This is a genomic window from Neobacillus sp. S1227, assembly GCF_055385255.1.
This window is the reverse complement of the sequence record NZ_AP038276.1, coordinates 3,176,915-3,192,907: the sequence shown is the minus strand read 5'-3', so window position 1 is coordinate 3,192,907 and position 15,993 is coordinate 3,176,915. Positions and strand designations below refer to the sequence as shown.

Sequence of the window (15,993 nt, the reverse complement as noted above, 5' to 3'; positions counted from 1 at the left end):
GGATTCCAGAAAGAAGGGGGAGAACTGTTTACTTGACAGGATCTAAGCCCTACGGGCACTTCCGTTCTACCCCGGCTGCCGTTATCATAAAACCATATAAAAAATGGTCAACCCAACCAGAAATATCTGGCTGACCTTATAATAAGACCGGTGCTTTACTTTAAGATCAGGTTGCTGCGCAGCCTTTTTCTTATTGTACTCGGGAGTTAAGTTTAACAAGGAGTACCGTCGGTTTTATGCGGACTTTTAACTTTAAGTAAGAAAATGTTCCCAAACGACGCTTTGGGAACGATTAACCATTATATTCCAAATCGTTACATATTTTTTGTAAAATTCATTATTATAAATTTGGTTTATAGTATATTAAGAATCTTGTTAGCAAAATAAACTAAGGAGTTTAGCAATGGAAAAGTGGGATTTATATGATATGCATCGTAATAAAATCGAGAAACAAATAACTCGTGGAGATGAAATGACATCAGACGAGTTTCATTTAGTAGTACACGTATGTATATTTAGTTCGAAAGGAGAGATGCTCATTCAACAGCGTCAGCCCTTTAAGCAAGGATGGTCAAACCTATGGGATATCACTTGTGGTGGTAGTGCGGTTGCAGGCGATACAAGTCAGCAGGCTGCTTCCAGAGAGTTATTCGAGGAATTGGGGATTCATTATAACTTTGAAAAGATACGTCCACAATTTACTATTAACTTTGAACGTGGCTTTGATGATTATTATTTAATTGAATATGATTTTGATTTGAATGGGTTGAAGTTACAGACTGAAGAAGTACAAGCAGCCAAATGGGCTACTAAAGAGGAAATCTTAAAGCTAATCGAACTAAAAAAATTTATACCATATTATGAGAGTATCATTGCGTTTCTTTTTGAGGGTCGACATCATTATGGCTCTATTCGTCTTTAAGATGGTGTAATTTTGCATTGATAACTCATTTAAGGAATTAAGTTTATAAAGGCGAAAAAAAGATTATGAAGTATTGTACTTAAAGTTAATAGGGTCTTTAGTTGAAGAAAAAGATATAGATTTTGGTGTCTATAAAGCTCCATAAATCCGAAAAACGGCTTGCAAATCTGATGTCAGTTTGCAAGCCATTTTCATATTCAAAAAATAAGGCTCTTTTCGTAAAGTTTGTTGTTTTTGGGAATAACACTGTCCGTTCCTTTCCGCTACAGGCGCTCAGCAAACCCGCGGGGAGGAAGTCGAGCCTCCTCGACGTTCCGTCTGCGGGGTCTCGACCTTTCCTCTATTTCCCGCAGGAGTCAAGCGCCTTTCGCTCCAATCCACTCGGTGTTTTCAATATAGTTAAAAGAAACAATCTCTGAGAAAAGAGCCAAAAATAAAAAGCATTTCTCAATACAAAGAAATGCTCTTTTGACCATTTATATCGGCTGGGCTTGTATTCTAAATCCTCAAATCTTTTTTGCATCCCCCAAAAAGAGAACCCGTTAAACATGTAAGATAGGTTCTTTTCCTCCAAGTGCTTCAGTAATACTCCTTGCTGCCTTTTTAAGTTTTTCACCACAATTAGAAACATAATCTTCGTCTACGTCTATAGCAAAACCGATACATGCAATAACCATGCTAATTTGGCCGCTATAATCAAAAATGGGTGCTGAAATACCAAATACTCCTGTTGTATGTTCTTCATAACTTACTGCATATCCCATTCTTCGAACTTCCTTTAAACTCTCCTTAAACGTTTCTAGGTCAGTGATCGTCTTTTGAGTGAACTGTTTAAAATTAACTTTATTTATAATCTCTTCCATTCTATGTTCCTCAATATAGGCTAGGTAACACTTACCAAAGGAGGCACTCGTGATGGGGAAATGCTGCCCTAATTTAACAGAAACGTGAACATGGTGATCAGGAACATCAAGCTCTTCCTTTGCTACGTACATTAAGCGATTATCGGTGATGGGTTCAAGTAATACACTTGTCAACCGTGTTTCCTCACACACCCATTTTAGGTAGGGCTTAGCTAGTTTGAGGTAATCAATAAATTCCGATGCACGAGAACCTAAAATGATAAGATAGGATCCAAGACTATACTCTTTTGAGTCCGCATCATACGAAACGAATCGATATTGATTTAATAATTTTAGAATTCTATGACAAGTACTTTTATTGATTGATAGCTTTTTTGAGATTTGCGACAAGGAGCGTTCTTTACTTTTATATCTGCTTAAATATTCTAAAATCCTAATCGCGGCCTCAAGGGCAGGGACTTCTGACTTTTCTCTTTCATTGGGTTTATCCATAACCTAAACTCCTTTTTAATAATCTCCGGTAACCTAATTATACAGGTTAATAGGAAAATAGGCCGTATAATGCTTTTAAAGGCTTATTTTCAGAAAAAAAAAGATATAATGTGTCAAATTATAAATTGTAATCGCTTAATTGTCTAATATTTTTATTTTTTTATTTTATTATAAAAATTAAGAATATTATTGACGAAACTATTAACTGAATAGTATTATTGTTCCAAAAGAGGTATACCATTCCCTATGTGCAAACATTAGATGCAACTCTTAGTAGCTCAACCTTAAGGGGAATAGCATTTTTTTTGGAATGGTTGTTCCGTATGCGGAACAAGTGGATTATATGTGGAATTACTTTATGCGAAATTTGAAAGATTTATGAGAAAAATGGAAGGAAAGTGAAAAAGATGGATTTTCGATTATCAGAAGACATTCAATTTTTAAAGCAGAGTATTCGCGATTTTATTGATAGCGAAGTGGAGCCATTGGCAATGGACATCGAAGAGAATAATGAAATTCCTGAAAAAATCATGGACATGTCCAAGGAAATAGGATTGTTTGGTTTGAGTATCCCTGAGGAATATGGCGGAATAGGGATTGGCATGGTGGGGAAATGTGCGATTTATGAGGAATTAGGAAGAACGCATAATGGCTATACCACTGTCATTGGTGCTCATACCGGAATTGGGTCCGTTGGGATTGTAGAAATGGGGAATGAAGAACAAAAGCGGAAGTATTTGCCGCCGATGGCAAGGGGAGAAATGATTGGTGCATTTGCATTAACAGAACCAAGTGCTGGCTCAAATGCCACCAATCTGAAAACAACTGCAGTAAGAAAAGGCGATAAATACATACTGAATGGGAGCAAACATTATATTACCAATGCTCCGATCGCCGATGTCTTTACCGTCATGGCTGTGACAGATCCTTCTAAAGGGGCAAAAGGGATTACTTCCTTTATTGTTGAAAAGAACTTTCCAGGCTTTATCATTGGAAAAAATGAAAAGAAAATGGGTCTCCGCGGATCCCATTCAGCAGAAATTTTCTTTGAAGATTGTGAAGTCCCTGTAGAAAACGTCCTTGGTCAAGAAGGTCAAGGATATGTTAACGCTTTAAAAATTCTTGCCAATGGACGGGCAGGGCTTGCTGCACGCAACCTGGGTTCTTGCGAAAAGCTTCTGGAAATGTCTATACAACATGCTCATAATAGAATTCAATTTGGCAAACCGATCCTTGAACAACAAGTTATTCAACATTACTTGGCTGATATGGCTCTTGATATTGAAGCATTACGCAGCATGACTTATCGTGTGGCATGGATGGTAGATCAAGGGATGAAGGTCATTAAGGAAGCTGCAATGGTAAAGCTCCTAGGTTCCGAAGTTTATAATCGTATTGCAGATAAAGCGGTACAAATTCATGGTGGACTTGGTTATATTGCGGAATTCCCAATCGAACGTTTTTATCGGGATGCTAGAATCACGAAAATTTATGAAGGAACGTCCGAAATCCAAAAAAATATTATCGCTGCACAGTTGAAACACGAATATCTATAAGCCCTGATCATTTGGAGACTGGAACAGGTAAATTTGTTTAGGTCAGATAATACGAATAAAGGAACGCATGTCTTTCTTGTAAAAAGACACGCCAAATTTACAGGGATGTAAATGTAAAAAAGTGATGTCAACGAAAGGGATCTGACCGATGTGCAGCCGATACATATCTAAAGAATTTCGCTTTTTTGTACTAGATTTGTATATTTCGCGTTCTGATCCCTTTGTTTTGACACAGCCTTCATTGTGAAAACAAACAAGAAAAGAGGAGATTTTAATGCGTTGGTTTATTCTTCTGCTTTTATTCTTAGGGGCGGTCGTTAATTTTGCTGATAAATCCATCATTGGACTTGCAGCTGCACCTATTATGAAAGAATTTAATCTTAGCCCTGTAGAGTGGGGACTTGTAGGTAGTAGTTATTATTGGCTTTATCCCGTAACAGGAATTTTTGGAGCCGCACTAGCTGATAAATATGGAACTAAAAAAATACTTGCTGTGGTCATGCTGTCGTGGACAGCTTTACAATTTGGTGTCTTGGCCATTGCTGCATTACCAATTTTAATCGTTTATCGTATATTGTTAGGGGCATTCGAAGGTCCATACAGTCCGATTGCCTATAACCATGCAGATAAGTGGTTCCCGCCGAAATTAAAAGGTTTTGCTAATTCCGTGATTGTCGGCGGCGGTACTGTTGGGGCCATGATTGCTGCGCCAATCCTCGTTTCTCTAATTACTATTTTTGGATGGAAGATTGCATTTGCTATTCTGGGTGGAGTAAGTTTTGTCTGGTTTGTGTTATTCCAATTCTTCACCAAAGAAAATCCCGTTGAGGTCTATAAGGAAGTACAAAAGAAAAAGAAAGCAAAGATTGAGAAATTCAAACTAAAAGATTTCCTTGTACTTTTGGCATCGCCAACTGCCTTATTTACGACACTTGCTTATTTTTCAACTTATATTCTTGTGGTTTGGTTTTCGGTTTGGCTGCCTATTTATTTAGTAGAATCCATAAAAATGTCTCCAGCGCAAATGGGCTATGGTGTAATGGTCATTGGAATCGTTTCCGTGGTTATTTATACAGGTATTTCCATGCTATCAGATTATTTATTTAAGAAAAATCAAAATTGGCGTTCATCAAGGGTATTCGTTGTTGGCGGCTCCATGATCGTCGGTGCATTATTGTTTTCGTCTATCATTGTGTTCCAAAATCCTATCTGGGTTATTGCTGCGATGTGTATAGCAAAAGGTCTCGCCTATACCATTTTACCAATTGGGCCGACCATTATGATTAATGAAATGCGTGAACGGGGCGGATTAATGACAAGTATTTTGACTTCGTCAGGTAATCTCGCTGGTATCGTTGCCCCGCTTTTAACGGGGTATATTATCAGCTTAGCTGGGGGAGATAAAATAGCAGGCTATAATTTATCTATCCTATTTATGGCTGGCGCCGTTTTCATTTTTGGTTTACTATTCACCATTTTTGTTAAACCTTCTATGTTAAAAGGCAAGGATCAAGAAGAACAATTGGATTATTTAGAAGCAAAATCCTCTTAATGTGTGGGTAACGTAATATACGCTGGAACAATTGAGGTTTGACGCTTCATCATTCCAAGAAAAGTATTGGATGACAAGGATAAAATGATTTGCGCCATTGTGGAGAGAGAAAGTGTTTCATCTTCATGGTGGCGCTTTTGCTAAAACTGTTTTCAATTTAAACAACGAAAAATATTTCAAAATTATAGAGGAGTGGGAAACATGAGTGAAAATATTGTGATTGTGAGTGCTGTTCGAACACCAATTGGACGTTATGGTGGTGCATTTAAAGACATCAGTTCAGGACACTTGGCGAGTATTGCCATTACAGAAGCCATTAAGCGAGCAAATATAACGCCTGAACAAGTAGATGAGGTTATTTTGGGTGAAGTTAGACAAACCACCGAATCCTCGAATGTAGCAAGGGTTGCAGCCCTCCGTTCAGGTATACCTGAAACTGCCCCTGCCTTTACCGTTAATAGATTATGTGCCTCTGGGATGCAGGCAATTGCTTCTGCTGCCCAGCAAATCAGTTCAAACCAGGCTAAAATCGTCGTTGCCGGCGGTACGGAAAGTTTGAGCAATGGCCCCATTTATTTAAGAAATGCACGTTTTGGCGGGGATCGTACGATATTAGTAGATTCCAATGCAGAAGCCGGGCAGCAGCCTCAAGAAATATATGGAAGAAACTTGGGGATGGGGATTACCGCAGAAAATGTAGCTGAGAAGTATCAAATTTCAAGAGAGGATCAAGATGCTTTCGCCGTGGAAAGTCAAAAAAGGGCTGCAAAAGCTATAGCGGATGAAAAGTTTAAGGCAGAAATTGTGCCAGTCGAAGTGAAGGAAAGAAAAGGCACACGAATCATAGATACGGATGAGCACCCGCGTCCTGACACAACATTGGAAAAACTATCAACCTTAAAGCCAGCTTTTAAGGCAAACGGAACCGTTACGGCAGGCAATGCTTGCGGTAGAAATGACGGGGCTTCTGCATTAGTATTAATGAAAGAAAGCGAGGCAGAACGCCTAGGGGTAAAACCGCTTGCTAAGATCGTGGATTGGACAGCTGCAGGCGTTTCACCTGAAATAATGGGGATTGGTCCGGTTCCGGCTGTTACAAAACTATTAGAACGTACAGGGAAAAAAGTAGAGGATATCGGTCTTTTTGAATTAAATGAAGCTTTTGCTTCTCAGGCTCTGGCTTGTATTCGTGAACTAAAGCTAGATGTAAACAAGGTCAATGTGAATGGGGGGGCAATTGCGCTTGGACATCCGGTTGGTTCGACTGGTGCTCGTATTGTGACTACACTCATTCATGAAATGATTGACCGTCAAGAAAGATACGGAATCGCAACACTATGTGTTGGAGGCGGCCAAGGCATGGCGATTATGATTGAAAGGTTGTAAGAAAGGGTACTTGAGTTTTGAAGTTTCGTTGACATAAGAATAAAGCCGACTGTCCCCAAAACGGGTAGTCGGCTTTATTCATGACTACCATAGTCCCTTCAACAAAATTCGATACTCTTCCTGGGCTTCACTTGGTATTCCGCCATAATAGGCAGCCTGATAGTCTTGATTTAGCGTCTCCAGCAAATTTTTCACTCCATATTGCTTGCCTTCATATTCCAGCACCGTTTTATCCGCTGGAATTTCCTTTATGATTCTATTAATATATTCTTGGGAAGTTTCCGTTTTATGAATGGGAAAGCCGTTCTTTTTCCCCCACCTCTGCAATTGATAGTAGTACCAATAGACCGAATCATAATAAAAATGAGGAAATCTTTTGCGCCAGTTTACTCTAACGTTGTTCAGGAGGGCCCATAGTTTTCTTCTGAAATTTCCCCACCAGGATTCTTTTGAGATCACAACCCGCTTTGGTTTCATACCCATTATGGTTCGTTTCTTTTTCAAAACCTTCACCAATACGAACATCAAAACAGCCGACAGAATGACGGCAATTCCAACGATCAGCCAAATGGTTGAAAAGGAAGATACCGTTTGTTCCACGGCATCCTGAGCCACAACATCCTTTCGAGGTTCTAAGATTTCCATTTTTCCATTAGGAACGCCTGGAAATAATCCGATGATCCATAAAATAAACTGTCCAGCTATGGACACGGCCCACCTTGAGCCCTTCCAAACACCTGCACCAACAGACATCACAGTCTTATTCACTCCTGGCAGTAACAGAACCAAGGAGAAAAGAGGGATGGAGACGAGCGCCGCGCTTAGTAAACTGGTGAGCGGCCCTGCATTCCCAACTTTACGAATGTCTGCTGCATATCCTTCATCATCCTGAGCATGACTTTTTAGTGATAGGATCATCCCAATTAAACTAATAATTATCGCTAAAATAAATGAAACATGAAGCGTTTCCACTTCCCAATCTTTTTTCATATAGATGAAAGCGAACACTAGATACAAAATAATATTCACTTCAAAGCAGCGAAGCATGACCCGCCGTTTTGGCTTTTTGTCATTAAGACCAGCACTGCGAACCCAGATAAACCCTGCTGCTATACTAGTGGCTAGCCCAAAGAACCAGGCACCATCCGGAACAGTGATGGCCTTCCAATTTTGGTAAAGCACAATTCCCATCAAGAGAAGGTTTGCCATAACACCAACGAAAAGCGGCCTTCTAGAAAGGAAAGCATTGAGAAAATAGCCGGCAAACCCTGCAATCCACCACCATGCTGCACTAAAAGAAACAAACTTATTCCACTCCAGGCTGGTAAACAGGACAATCGTATAGTAAATCCATAACACTTCACTAAATACAACAATAAAAGAAGTAGTAATTCCTTTCATCCGTTCCATCTTTATGACCCCTCTGCTTTAGAGCCGCGTGTCTTAAGAAAAATATCAAGTTTCTTAGCATCTATTTTCTCAGCAAAGCCCGATTCCTGTTGATAAAAAAAACGAACATCTGGGAGCTTCTGCTTATATTTCTGGTACCAAAGAATATGGTCTTTCGTCACACTTTTACAAAAAATGAATAATGGCCCCGATAGAAGCCGCTTGTAAAGTAATTCAGTCAGAACCGTTTCGTTTTGGGGAACTCTTTGGGTACTTTTCGCCAATACATCTAGCATTTGCCTCAAATCAGGGTTCGGTGTGACCGCGCACATTTTTTCACCCTTGTAGGAAAGGGAATTAGTGGCATAGCCAACCCGTATACCTTGTTCATGGTATCTTACCGCAGCCGAGGCAATCACGGAGAGAAACTCTTCAAACCTCTCAATCTGGTTTGTCATGTATTTCATTTGTTCCACCTGGTCTTCATACAATGTTGGATTTATAACAAAGCCTGAGACATCGGCATAGACCATCAACTGCTCCGACACAACAGGCTGATAGACATTTGTCTGAAGTCTCCCGGTCCGTGCACTTGCCCGCCAATTGAATCTTCTAAGCTCATCGCCTGGCTGATAGTCGCGGATGCCGCTAATGAGCAAAGGATCCTCCAAAAACCCGCCATTCTTTCCTCTTGCGGCCCATTGCATCGAAGGGCGAAAGGAGGGGACCATGACAGGGACTAATTTGGGATACACATATAACGGTTTATTTAGTGAATGCTCCTCCTCAGACTCTGCAAAGCGGAAACCGTCACCCGAGCGAAGCTTTACACTTCCCAAATCATACACACCGCGCTTGTGCGCTTTCCCGTCCATTGTCCATTTCACCCGTTGATGCGAAAGTAACCACAAAAATCGAATGAAATAAGTATCTCGCTCTTCTTCACCGATGGTAATGGCTTTAATCCTTGGGAACTCCCATTCCAGCCAAATTAATGGAAGCCATTTATCATTAAAGACAGCAGCATGGAATTGAAACTCCTCGCCCGCAAATAACCTGGATTTAGATAGTTCCAGCGTTGGCTGAACTTTTTTCAAGGATTGATTTTTCCAGGCGATAATGAAGAAGCCTAAGAAAATTAAAAAAGAACTCACCAAAATGAGCGGTACGAATCGAAACCAGACACCTACTAGAAAGAAGGCAAGCAGCACCCATATAGCATGCTTTTGGAAAAAATAACTTGTGTCGATGACTTTTCCCGGCTTATCCGATTCTTCCGTTTTCTGTGGAGTGGTTTGTTGGTCCGCACTCATAAACGGACTACCTCTTCATTGGGGATTTCCTGTGCAGCAAGGATATCGGCCAGGACATCCTCTGCATTCGTCCCGTTCAGCTGTGCTTCTGTTGTTAATAAAAGACGATGACTCCAAACAGGCATGACCATTTCCTTCACATCATCTGGCACAACAAACGCCCGACCATGCATCAGTGCCCATGTCTTTACCGTTTTATAAAGGGCTTTCGTTGCTCGCGGACTCACTCCAATGGAAACAAGCGAATGATTTCTAGACGCCTGAGCTAGCTCCGTAATATATTTTCGAATGCCCGCATGGACGAAAACCTCTTGAGCTAGCTGCTGCAGATGTTGAATTTGCAGGGGATGTAAGAGGCTCTTGATGTCCCCAAAAGGGGTTTCATCACCAACCTGCTCAAGCATGAATTCTTCTTCCTCCTGAGAAGGATAACCTAAGGTCAGCTTCATTAAGAATCGGTCAAGCTGTGCTTCTGGCAGTGGGAAGGTTCCTTCCATCTCAACCGGATTTTGTGTCGCAAGAACGATAAAAGGACTCTCCAGCTGATAGGTTTGTCCGTCAATCGATACCTGTCTCTCTTCCATACATTCCAACAAACTAGACTGAGTGCGGGGGAGGGTTCGGTTTATTTCATCAACTAGAAGGACATTTGTAAAAACGGGGCCTTTCCTGAAATAAAATTCACTTGTCTTCTGATTAAAAATCGACCCACCCAGGACATCTGATGGAAGCAGATCCGGTGTACACTGTATCCGTGAAAACTGACAGTCAAGGCCCTTCGCAAATGCTTTGACCATCGTGGTTTTCCCCGTACCTGGCAAATCCTCCAGCAGCACATGACCCTCTGTTAACAGGGCTGTTAAAAGCAGCTTCAATTCTTGTTTTCTACCAATAATGACCTTCGACATTTCTTGCAATATATCTTCCAATATCTCTCGAGACAGATGTTTTGTCATTTGAATCCTCCTGAAAGCGGTTTACTTTACTATTTTATCTTACTATTTTGATAATTGATAACAAAATATCTTCCGTAGAAATGGCTTAAGCAGGAGGACAGGGGTGGGAGTCTGACCCTAATTCAAATTTTTAGATGAATAGGGGAGTGGCTGTTACTTGAGAGTGCAGGCGATTGGTTTCCTAAAAAATGTCATTTAGCTAATTTATTAGTAGAATGAAAGTATGATGCTCGTAAATAACAGAATCTTTCAAAAAAAAGAGATGATTGCAGTATTTTACTCAAAATGCGAAATCAAAGAAAAAAGAAGCTACATGATTGAAATAAAATACTTATGTAGCTTCTTTTTGTAAGCTTGTCTGCTTAAAATACCTTATTGCACAACCTATTGGGTCGACAAGGAGGCAAACTCGACATGAGTTTGCCTCATGTCGCATTTAGCGAAAGTCCCAATATTTACGGATAAATCTGCTAACCTTCGATAAATTCGTATTGTTTGCGATAGTTCTGAGTACAGGGATTGCTTGAACATCATCAAGCTGAATGGGAGGAATCTGAGGATCGAGGCGGAAAAACCCTTTCCCGAGCAATTGAGAGCTCATCAATACATCCGCTTCTTCCGTCCCTTCAACGGTGATCGTTAAAAGAGGAGCTGACGGTTCATGCGGTTCTTGAAGATTCGGAGGGATAAATCCCCAGCTTGGTGCGGTACCAATCTCTTGATTATTGCTACTGAAAAGTCCCCATTCACTGGTGTCCTTTTGAATACTGTATGGGATGAATCCGGTGCCGATCGATAAAAGCGCAATTTTGTCGAGTTTTTGTTTTCCTTTTTGTACGGCAAAGGAAATTCCTACAGTGCTTGGATCATTGGCGACCACAGCTCCATCAATAAAATGTTGGAACGCAGGAAAATAAGCCGGAAAAGCGCTGCTGGCCAACGCGACATCGATTACCTTATATTCCAAATAAGGAGATCCAGGAAAATTGTTAAAGAACACAGGGGTCCAATGCCCTAATTTACTGTTGAATAAAGCAAACGCTGGAACGACAACTCGTTTATGCAGATCTTTTAAACGGAGATTCGGGGGAAAGAAAGAACTTAATACTTTGATTAATCCTTCATTACTATATTTTGTAGTGGTTAAAGGACCACCAGGTTGTGGATTGCTAAAAATTTCCCCGACCGTATCTACATTAAATGAAGCATTAATTTCTTGCGGTGATTTTCCGCTTGCCAACCCTAGGGCAATGAACGATCCAACAGAAGTTCCGACAAGCAGATCTGTTTTTTTAGTCAATTCGGGAAATCTTTTGTCATTGGTCAGTCTTGTTAGAAGTTGGCTGCTTAAAGCTCCTCGAACCCCGCCACCATCAAAAGTTATCACACGATATTTTTTAGACAAATGAAACACCTCCTATCTATTTAAATCACTATACTCTATTCCTTCTTGTCCCATTTTGAAACCGTAATATCCCTATATATTCACATATTTCACAAAAAATCCAAGATGGTATTGTTGAGGATTCTATTACCTAAAAGGTCGTTATTGTAGTTTTAAAATAGGGTTTTCTTGGTTGTGGGGTGTGATTGAAAGAGTGAAGTCCATGATTTATGTATCGTTGGAAAAGGTACGTACCATTCTAGTTTGAGATAAAAGAAATGAGAAAATTTGCATTAAAAAAAGATGAGGTTGTGGGTCTGAAAAAAGCAGCATGCTCCCCTAAATTCATCGTCACCTGCATGAATTTGGGGGAGCATGCTAACTGCTATCTTCATAGTGAATTGGGACGAATCTTTGTTCATTTTAAATACAAATTGGTTGGATAAGCCCCGCTAAAACAGGCTATACAGCGACTGCTAGTATCTGCAAGATCTACATCAACGGCCTCTAATAACCCTTCGGTGCTTAAAAAGGCCAATGAATCTGCTCCAATCACTTGTCCCATGGCTTGTTCATGTTCATGCTTGTTTGCAAAAAGCTCTTCTTTTGTTGGCATATCAACTCCATAAAAACAAGGGTTTTTAACCATTGGTGAAGTGATTCTTACATGGACTTCCTTTGCCCCTGCCTGACGAATCAACTGGACAATCCGCTTGCTTGTGGTTCCTCGAACGATCGAATCATCGACAAGTACGACTCTTTTGCCCTCGAGCAGTTCATGAACGGGGCTTAATTTAAGACGGACTGCTAAATCACGCAATTCTTGAGTGGGTTCAATAAAGGAGCGTCCTGCATATGGGTTTTTGATGATTCCCATTTCATAGGGAATGCCTGCTTGCTGGGCATAGCCAATAGCGGCAGGAACACTCGATTCAGGAACAGCTACCACTACATCCGCTTGCGCAGGGTGTTCTTTCGCTAGAATTTGCCCTAACTCTTTCCTGATGCCTAATACATTTCTTCCATGAATCACGCTATCAGGGCGGGCAAAATAAACAAATTCAAAAGAACATAGGGAAACCTCACCTTTTTCCGCAAATCTCCCCGTTTTTATTCCATTCTCGTCTACAAGAAGCCATTCACCCGGTTCAACGTCTCTCCAGAACTTGGCATCTACTGCATTTAAAGCACATGTTTCAGAAGCCGCTATGATAGACTCCCCGATTTTTCCGAGACTGAGGGGACGTAATCCATGACGATCCAGGGCAATAAGCATTTGTTTTTCCGTCATAATGAGCAAGGCAAATGAACCGTCCAGCCGTTTAAGAACATCTGGTCCAGCTTCTGAGAAATACTTTTTACTGGACCGCGCTATAAAGTGAGCAATAATTTCCGTATCCGTTGTTGTCTGAAAGATGGCACCTTGCTGCTGCAGGACATGCCGCTCTATTCTTGCATTTACTAGGTTGCCATTATGAGCAACAGCCAAATCCCCCTCACTATACTTAAATACAAGGGGCTGCGCATTTTGGAGCAAACTTTCTCCGGAAGTGGAATATCGTACATGACCAATGGCCATATTTCCGCTAAGCCCATCAAGGATTTTTCTGGAAAATACTTGGGTTACTAGACCCATTCCCCGATGATGCCTAAATGTTTTTCCATCGCTTGCTACAATCCCGGCACTCTCCTGTCCACGATGCTGAAGGGCATGAAGCCCGTAATAAGTTAACTCAGCAGCTTTTGGGTGATTAAACACTCCAAATACTCCGCATTTCTCCCGCATTTCCTCAACCATATGCGTAATCCTCCCCGTACATATTCATTCTAATATTTTTGTCGAGTGATGATTTTCTATCCTAAATAATTTATTGCAGTCTTTGATTATTCAATGGTACCAATAGAAAAAACTTTTTTGGTGTTTAATAGAGCGGAAAAGGAGAACATAAAAAAATGAAAAGTTTGAAAAAATTAGAAGCATTTATTGGCTGCTGAGGGAGGCGAACGCTAATGAAAATAATGAAACCCGGCTCTACGATCGGTATTTTAGGGGGAGGACAGTTGGGAAGAATGATGTCACTTGCCGGGAGAAATATGGGATATCGCTTCATTACCTTGGATCCGACACCGGATTCTCCATGTGGACAGGTGGCTGACCGGCAAATCATCGCTCCGTTTTCCGAGGTAAAAGCTGCAAAAGAGTTAGCAGATTCCTCAGACGTTATTACTTATGAATTTGAGAATGTTGATTCGGATGTCGCCTCCATCTTGGAAAACACATCTTTCGTACCACAGGGAAGCAAGCTCCTTAAAATAACCCAAAATCGAATTCGGGAAAAGACCACATTAGCGTCTTACGAAGTGCCTGTAGCACCTTTCATGGTTGTTGAGTCTGAAAGTGATATTCGCTCGGCAATTGATAATTTTGGACTGCCTTGTGTCATGAAAACAGCAACAGGCGGTTATGATGGCAAAGGCCAATGGGTGATTCGAAATAAAGATCAACTGTCAACGGCTGTTGAGATATTAGAAAATTCAGGTGTGGAAATGATAATGGAACAATGGATACACTTCAGCAAAGAATTATCGGTGATTGTGGCCCGCAATTTATCAGGTCAGGCTAAAACCTTTCCGGTTGCTGAAAATATTCATGTCAATAACATTTTGCATCAGTCCATCGTGCCTGCAAGAATCACGGATGAACAGCGAAATAACGCAGAAGCCATCGCATTGAAAATTGCCGATTCCCTCCAAGTCGTTGGATTAATTGCCATCGAAATGTTCCTTACGAATGAGGGGGATATTATCGTAAATGAGCTGGCCCCAAGACCACATAATTCAGGCCATTTTTCAATGGATGCTTGTATTACATCACAATTTGAACAGCATATTCGGGCTATATGTGGACTGCCCTTAGGAGATACTACCCTTTTAAGTCCGATTATCATGGTAAATATTTTAGGTCAGCATCTAAATAAAGTGTTAGATAAAATTGATCAACTTCCTAGGACGGCTAAACTACATTTATATGGAAAGAAGGAAAGCGTAGAAAATAGGAAGATGGGGCATATCAATTTTCTAGGTTCAACGTTGGAGGAAGTGGTCGAGCAAATAAACAAACTTCAAATTTGGTCCTAAAAAATGAAGTGTAATGGATAGGTATGGAAGTGATCGAAACGGGCTTTTAGAACAGGAGGGATAATCATGGAAAAATTAGAACAGCTTTATGAAGGAAAAGCCAAAAAGGTATTCAAAACATCAGAGCCTGGAAAGTATTGGATTGAGTATAAAGATGATGCCACTGCTTTTAATGGAGAGAAAAAAGCACAAATTGCGGGAAAAGGAAAGCTAAATAACGAGATTAGTACCATTTTTCTTCGTTTATTGAAGGAAAAAGGAGTGGACAACCATTTTATTAAAAGAATCTCAGCAACCGAACAAATCGTCCTGCAAGTGGACATTATCCCGATTGAGGTGGTGGTTCGAAACATTGCAGCTGGATCACTTGCCAAAAGGTTGGGATGGGAGGAAGGAAAGGAACTCCCACAGCCGATTGTGGAGTATTACTTTAAAAATGATGAGTTAGGGGATCCGATCATTAACAATGATCATATTGCCATTCTTGGAATTGCAACAGAAGCGGAATTAACTGAACTTCGAAAACAATCCCTGATAATCAATGAGATTTTAAAAGAGTATCTGTTAAACAAAGATATTATCCTCGTTGATTTCAAATTGGAATTTGGGAAAACTCCTGAAGGCAAATTAATCTTGGCGGATGAAATCTCTCCGGATACGTGTCGATTCTGGGATGCCCACACCATGAAAAAGCTAGATAAGGACAGGTTTAGACGGGATTTAGGGAATGTTGAGGAAGCCTATCAAGAAATCCTGCGGAGAATTGGGGGTAGTGTAAATGTTTAAAGCGACGGTCTTTGTAACATTGAGGGAAAGTGTGTTAGATCCACAAGGGAATGCCGTTCATGAGTCGCTCCATTCTCTTGGCTATGACGAGGTTGGGGATGTTCGAATCGGGAAATACATGGAGATTGAAATGAACAGTGAGGACAAAAAGGCGGCGGAAGAACGGGTGAGGGATATGTGTGAAAAACTGTTAGCCAACACTGTCATCGAAGACTATAGGTTTGATCTTAACAGGCTGGAAGGTTAGGAGGGGAAC

Annotated in this window: 13 protein-coding genes; 7 read left to right on the top strand and 6 right to left on the bottom strand. The window is 40.7% G+C overall.

What is annotated here, in order from left to right; translation table 11 throughout:
* Positions 1-403 precede the first annotated feature (403 nt).
* Positions 404-922 carry an NUDIX hydrolase gene (locus ACZ5AE_RS16015; RefSeq protein ID WP_464565459.1) on the top strand — a complete coding sequence of 173 codons (519 nt, stop codon included), beginning with the start codon at positions 404-406 and terminating at the stop codon, positions 920-922.
* A gap of 542 nt (positions 923-1,464) precedes the next feature.
* Here the strand turns inward: ACZ5AE_RS16015 and ACZ5AE_RS16010 are convergent.
* Positions 1,465-2,277: an IclR family transcriptional regulator gene (locus tag ACZ5AE_RS16010; RefSeq protein ID WP_464565457.1), complete on the bottom strand. Its 813-nt coding sequence runs from the start codon at positions 2,275-2,277 to the stop codon at positions 1,465-1,467.
* 407 nt (positions 2,278-2,684) lie between these two features.
* Between ACZ5AE_RS16010 and ACZ5AE_RS16005 the strand changes: the two genes are divergently transcribed.
* From ACZ5AE_RS16005 to ACZ5AE_RS15995, 3 genes are all read left to right on the top strand, one after another.
* A complete protein-coding gene (locus tag ACZ5AE_RS16005; RefSeq protein WP_464565455.1) occupies positions 2,685-3,833 on the top strand; it encodes an acyl-CoA dehydrogenase family protein in 1,149 nt (382 codons plus the stop codon).
* 274 nt (positions 3,834-4,107) lie between these two features.
* Complete coding sequence (locus ACZ5AE_RS16000; protein WP_464565453.1) at positions 4,108-5,385, top strand: MFS transporter; 1,278 nt, start codon at positions 4,108-4,110, stop codon at positions 5,383-5,385.
* Between the two features lie 201 nt (positions 5,386-5,586).
* A complete protein-coding gene (locus tag ACZ5AE_RS15995) occupies positions 5,587-6,771 on the top strand; it encodes a thiolase family protein (protein WP_464565451.1) in 1,185 nt (394 codons plus the stop codon).
* 84 nt (positions 6,772-6,855) lie between these two features.
* On the opposite strand, the gene ACZ5AE_RS15990 is transcribed toward ACZ5AE_RS15995, so the two are convergent.
* From ACZ5AE_RS15990 to purF, 5 genes are all read right to left on the bottom strand, one after another.
* Positions 6,856-8,181, bottom strand: a complete 1,326-nt coding sequence (locus ACZ5AE_RS15990; protein ID WP_464565449.1) for a hypothetical protein — start codon at positions 8,179-8,181, stop codon at positions 6,856-6,858.
* Between the two features lie 2 nt (positions 8,182-8,183).
* A complete protein-coding gene (locus tag ACZ5AE_RS15985) occupies positions 8,184-9,473 on the bottom strand; it encodes a DUF58 domain-containing protein (protein ID WP_464565447.1) in 1,290 nt (429 codons plus the stop codon).
* Positions 9,470-10,429, bottom strand: coding sequence for an AAA family ATPase (locus ACZ5AE_RS15980; RefSeq protein WP_464565445.1), 960 nt, complete (start codon positions 10,427-10,429; stop codon positions 9,470-9,472). The genes ACZ5AE_RS15985 and ACZ5AE_RS15980 overlap by 4 nt, the downstream gene beginning before the upstream one ends.
* 436 nt (positions 10,430-10,865) lie before the next feature.
* Entirely contained in the window at positions 10,866-11,834 is a 969-nt protein-coding gene (locus ACZ5AE_RS15975) for a patatin-like phospholipase family protein (RefSeq protein WP_464565443.1), read from the bottom strand.
* Between the two features lie 397 nt (positions 11,835-12,231).
* The gene (gene purF / locus ACZ5AE_RS15970) at positions 12,232-13,611 is read right to left on the bottom strand and encodes an amidophosphoribosyltransferase (protein ID WP_464565441.1); all 1,380 of its coding nucleotides are present in this window, start codon (positions 13,609-13,611) and stop codon (positions 12,232-12,234) included.
* A gap of 212 nt (positions 13,612-13,823) precedes the next feature.
* Here purF and purK point away from each other — a divergent pair, with 212 nt between their 5' ends.
* From purK to purS, 3 genes are all read left to right on the top strand, one after another.
* Positions 13,824-14,951 carry a 5-(carboxyamino)imidazole ribonucleotide synthase gene (gene purK / locus ACZ5AE_RS15965; RefSeq protein WP_464565439.1) on the top strand — a complete coding sequence of 376 codons (1,128 nt, stop codon included), beginning with the start codon at positions 13,824-13,826 and terminating at the stop codon, positions 14,949-14,951.
* 66 nt (positions 14,952-15,017) lie between these two features.
* Positions 15,018-15,737 (top strand): phosphoribosylaminoimidazolesuccinocarboxamide synthase, encoded by a 720-nt coding sequence (gene purC, locus ACZ5AE_RS15960; RefSeq protein ID WP_464565437.1) that lies wholly within the window; start codon positions 15,018-15,020, stop codon positions 15,735-15,737.
* Entirely contained in the window at positions 15,730-15,984 is a 255-nt protein-coding gene (gene purS / locus ACZ5AE_RS15955; protein ID WP_464565435.1) for a phosphoribosylformylglycinamidine synthase subunit PurS, read from the top strand. Before purC ends, purS begins: the two co-directional genes overlap by 8 nt.
* Positions 15,985-15,993: the final 9 nt, after the last annotated feature.

What these genes read in the sequence shown, in the direction of transcription:
- ACZ5AE_RS16015 (WP_464565459.1), top strand. Translation starts at nt 404, where the DNA reads ATGGAAAAGTGGGATTTATATGATATGCATCGTAATAAAATCGAGAAA.
- ACZ5AE_RS16010 (WP_464565457.1), bottom strand. Translation starts at nt 2,277, where the DNA reads ATGGATAAACCCAATGAAAGAGAAAAGTCAGAAGTCCCTGCCCTTGAG.
- ACZ5AE_RS16005 (WP_464565455.1), top strand. Translation starts at nt 2,685, where the DNA reads ATGGATTTTCGATTATCAGAAGACATTCAATTTTTAAAGCAGAGTATT.
- ACZ5AE_RS16000 (WP_464565453.1), top strand. Translation starts at nt 4,108, where the DNA reads ATGCGTTGGTTTATTCTTCTGCTTTTATTCTTAGGGGCGGTCGTTAAT.
- ACZ5AE_RS15995 (WP_464565451.1), top strand. Translation starts at nt 5,587, where the DNA reads ATGAGTGAAAATATTGTGATTGTGAGTGCTGTTCGAACACCAATTGGA.
- ACZ5AE_RS15990 (WP_464565449.1), bottom strand. Translation starts at nt 8,181, where the DNA reads ATGGAACGGATGAAAGGAATTACTACTTCTTTTATTGTTGTATTTAGT.
- ACZ5AE_RS15985 (WP_464565447.1), bottom strand. Translation starts at nt 9,473, where the DNA reads ATGAGTGCGGACCAACAAACCACTCCACAGAAAACGGAAGAATCGGAT.
- ACZ5AE_RS15980 (WP_464565445.1), bottom strand. Translation starts at nt 10,429, where the DNA reads ATGACAAAACATCTGTCTCGAGAGATATTGGAAGATATATTGCAAGAA.
- purF (WP_464565441.1), bottom strand. Translation starts at nt 13,611, where the DNA reads ATGGTTGAGGAAATGCGGGAGAAATGCGGAGTATTTGGAGTGTTTAAT.
- purK (WP_464565439.1), top strand. Translation starts at nt 13,824, where the DNA reads ATGAAAATAATGAAACCCGGCTCTACGATCGGTATTTTAGGGGGAGGA.
- purC (WP_464565437.1), top strand. Translation starts at nt 15,018, where the DNA reads ATGGAAAAATTAGAACAGCTTTATGAAGGAAAAGCCAAAAAGGTATTC.
- purS (WP_464565435.1), top strand. Translation starts at nt 15,730, where the DNA reads ATGTTTAAAGCGACGGTCTTTGTAACATTGAGGGAAAGTGTGTTAGAT.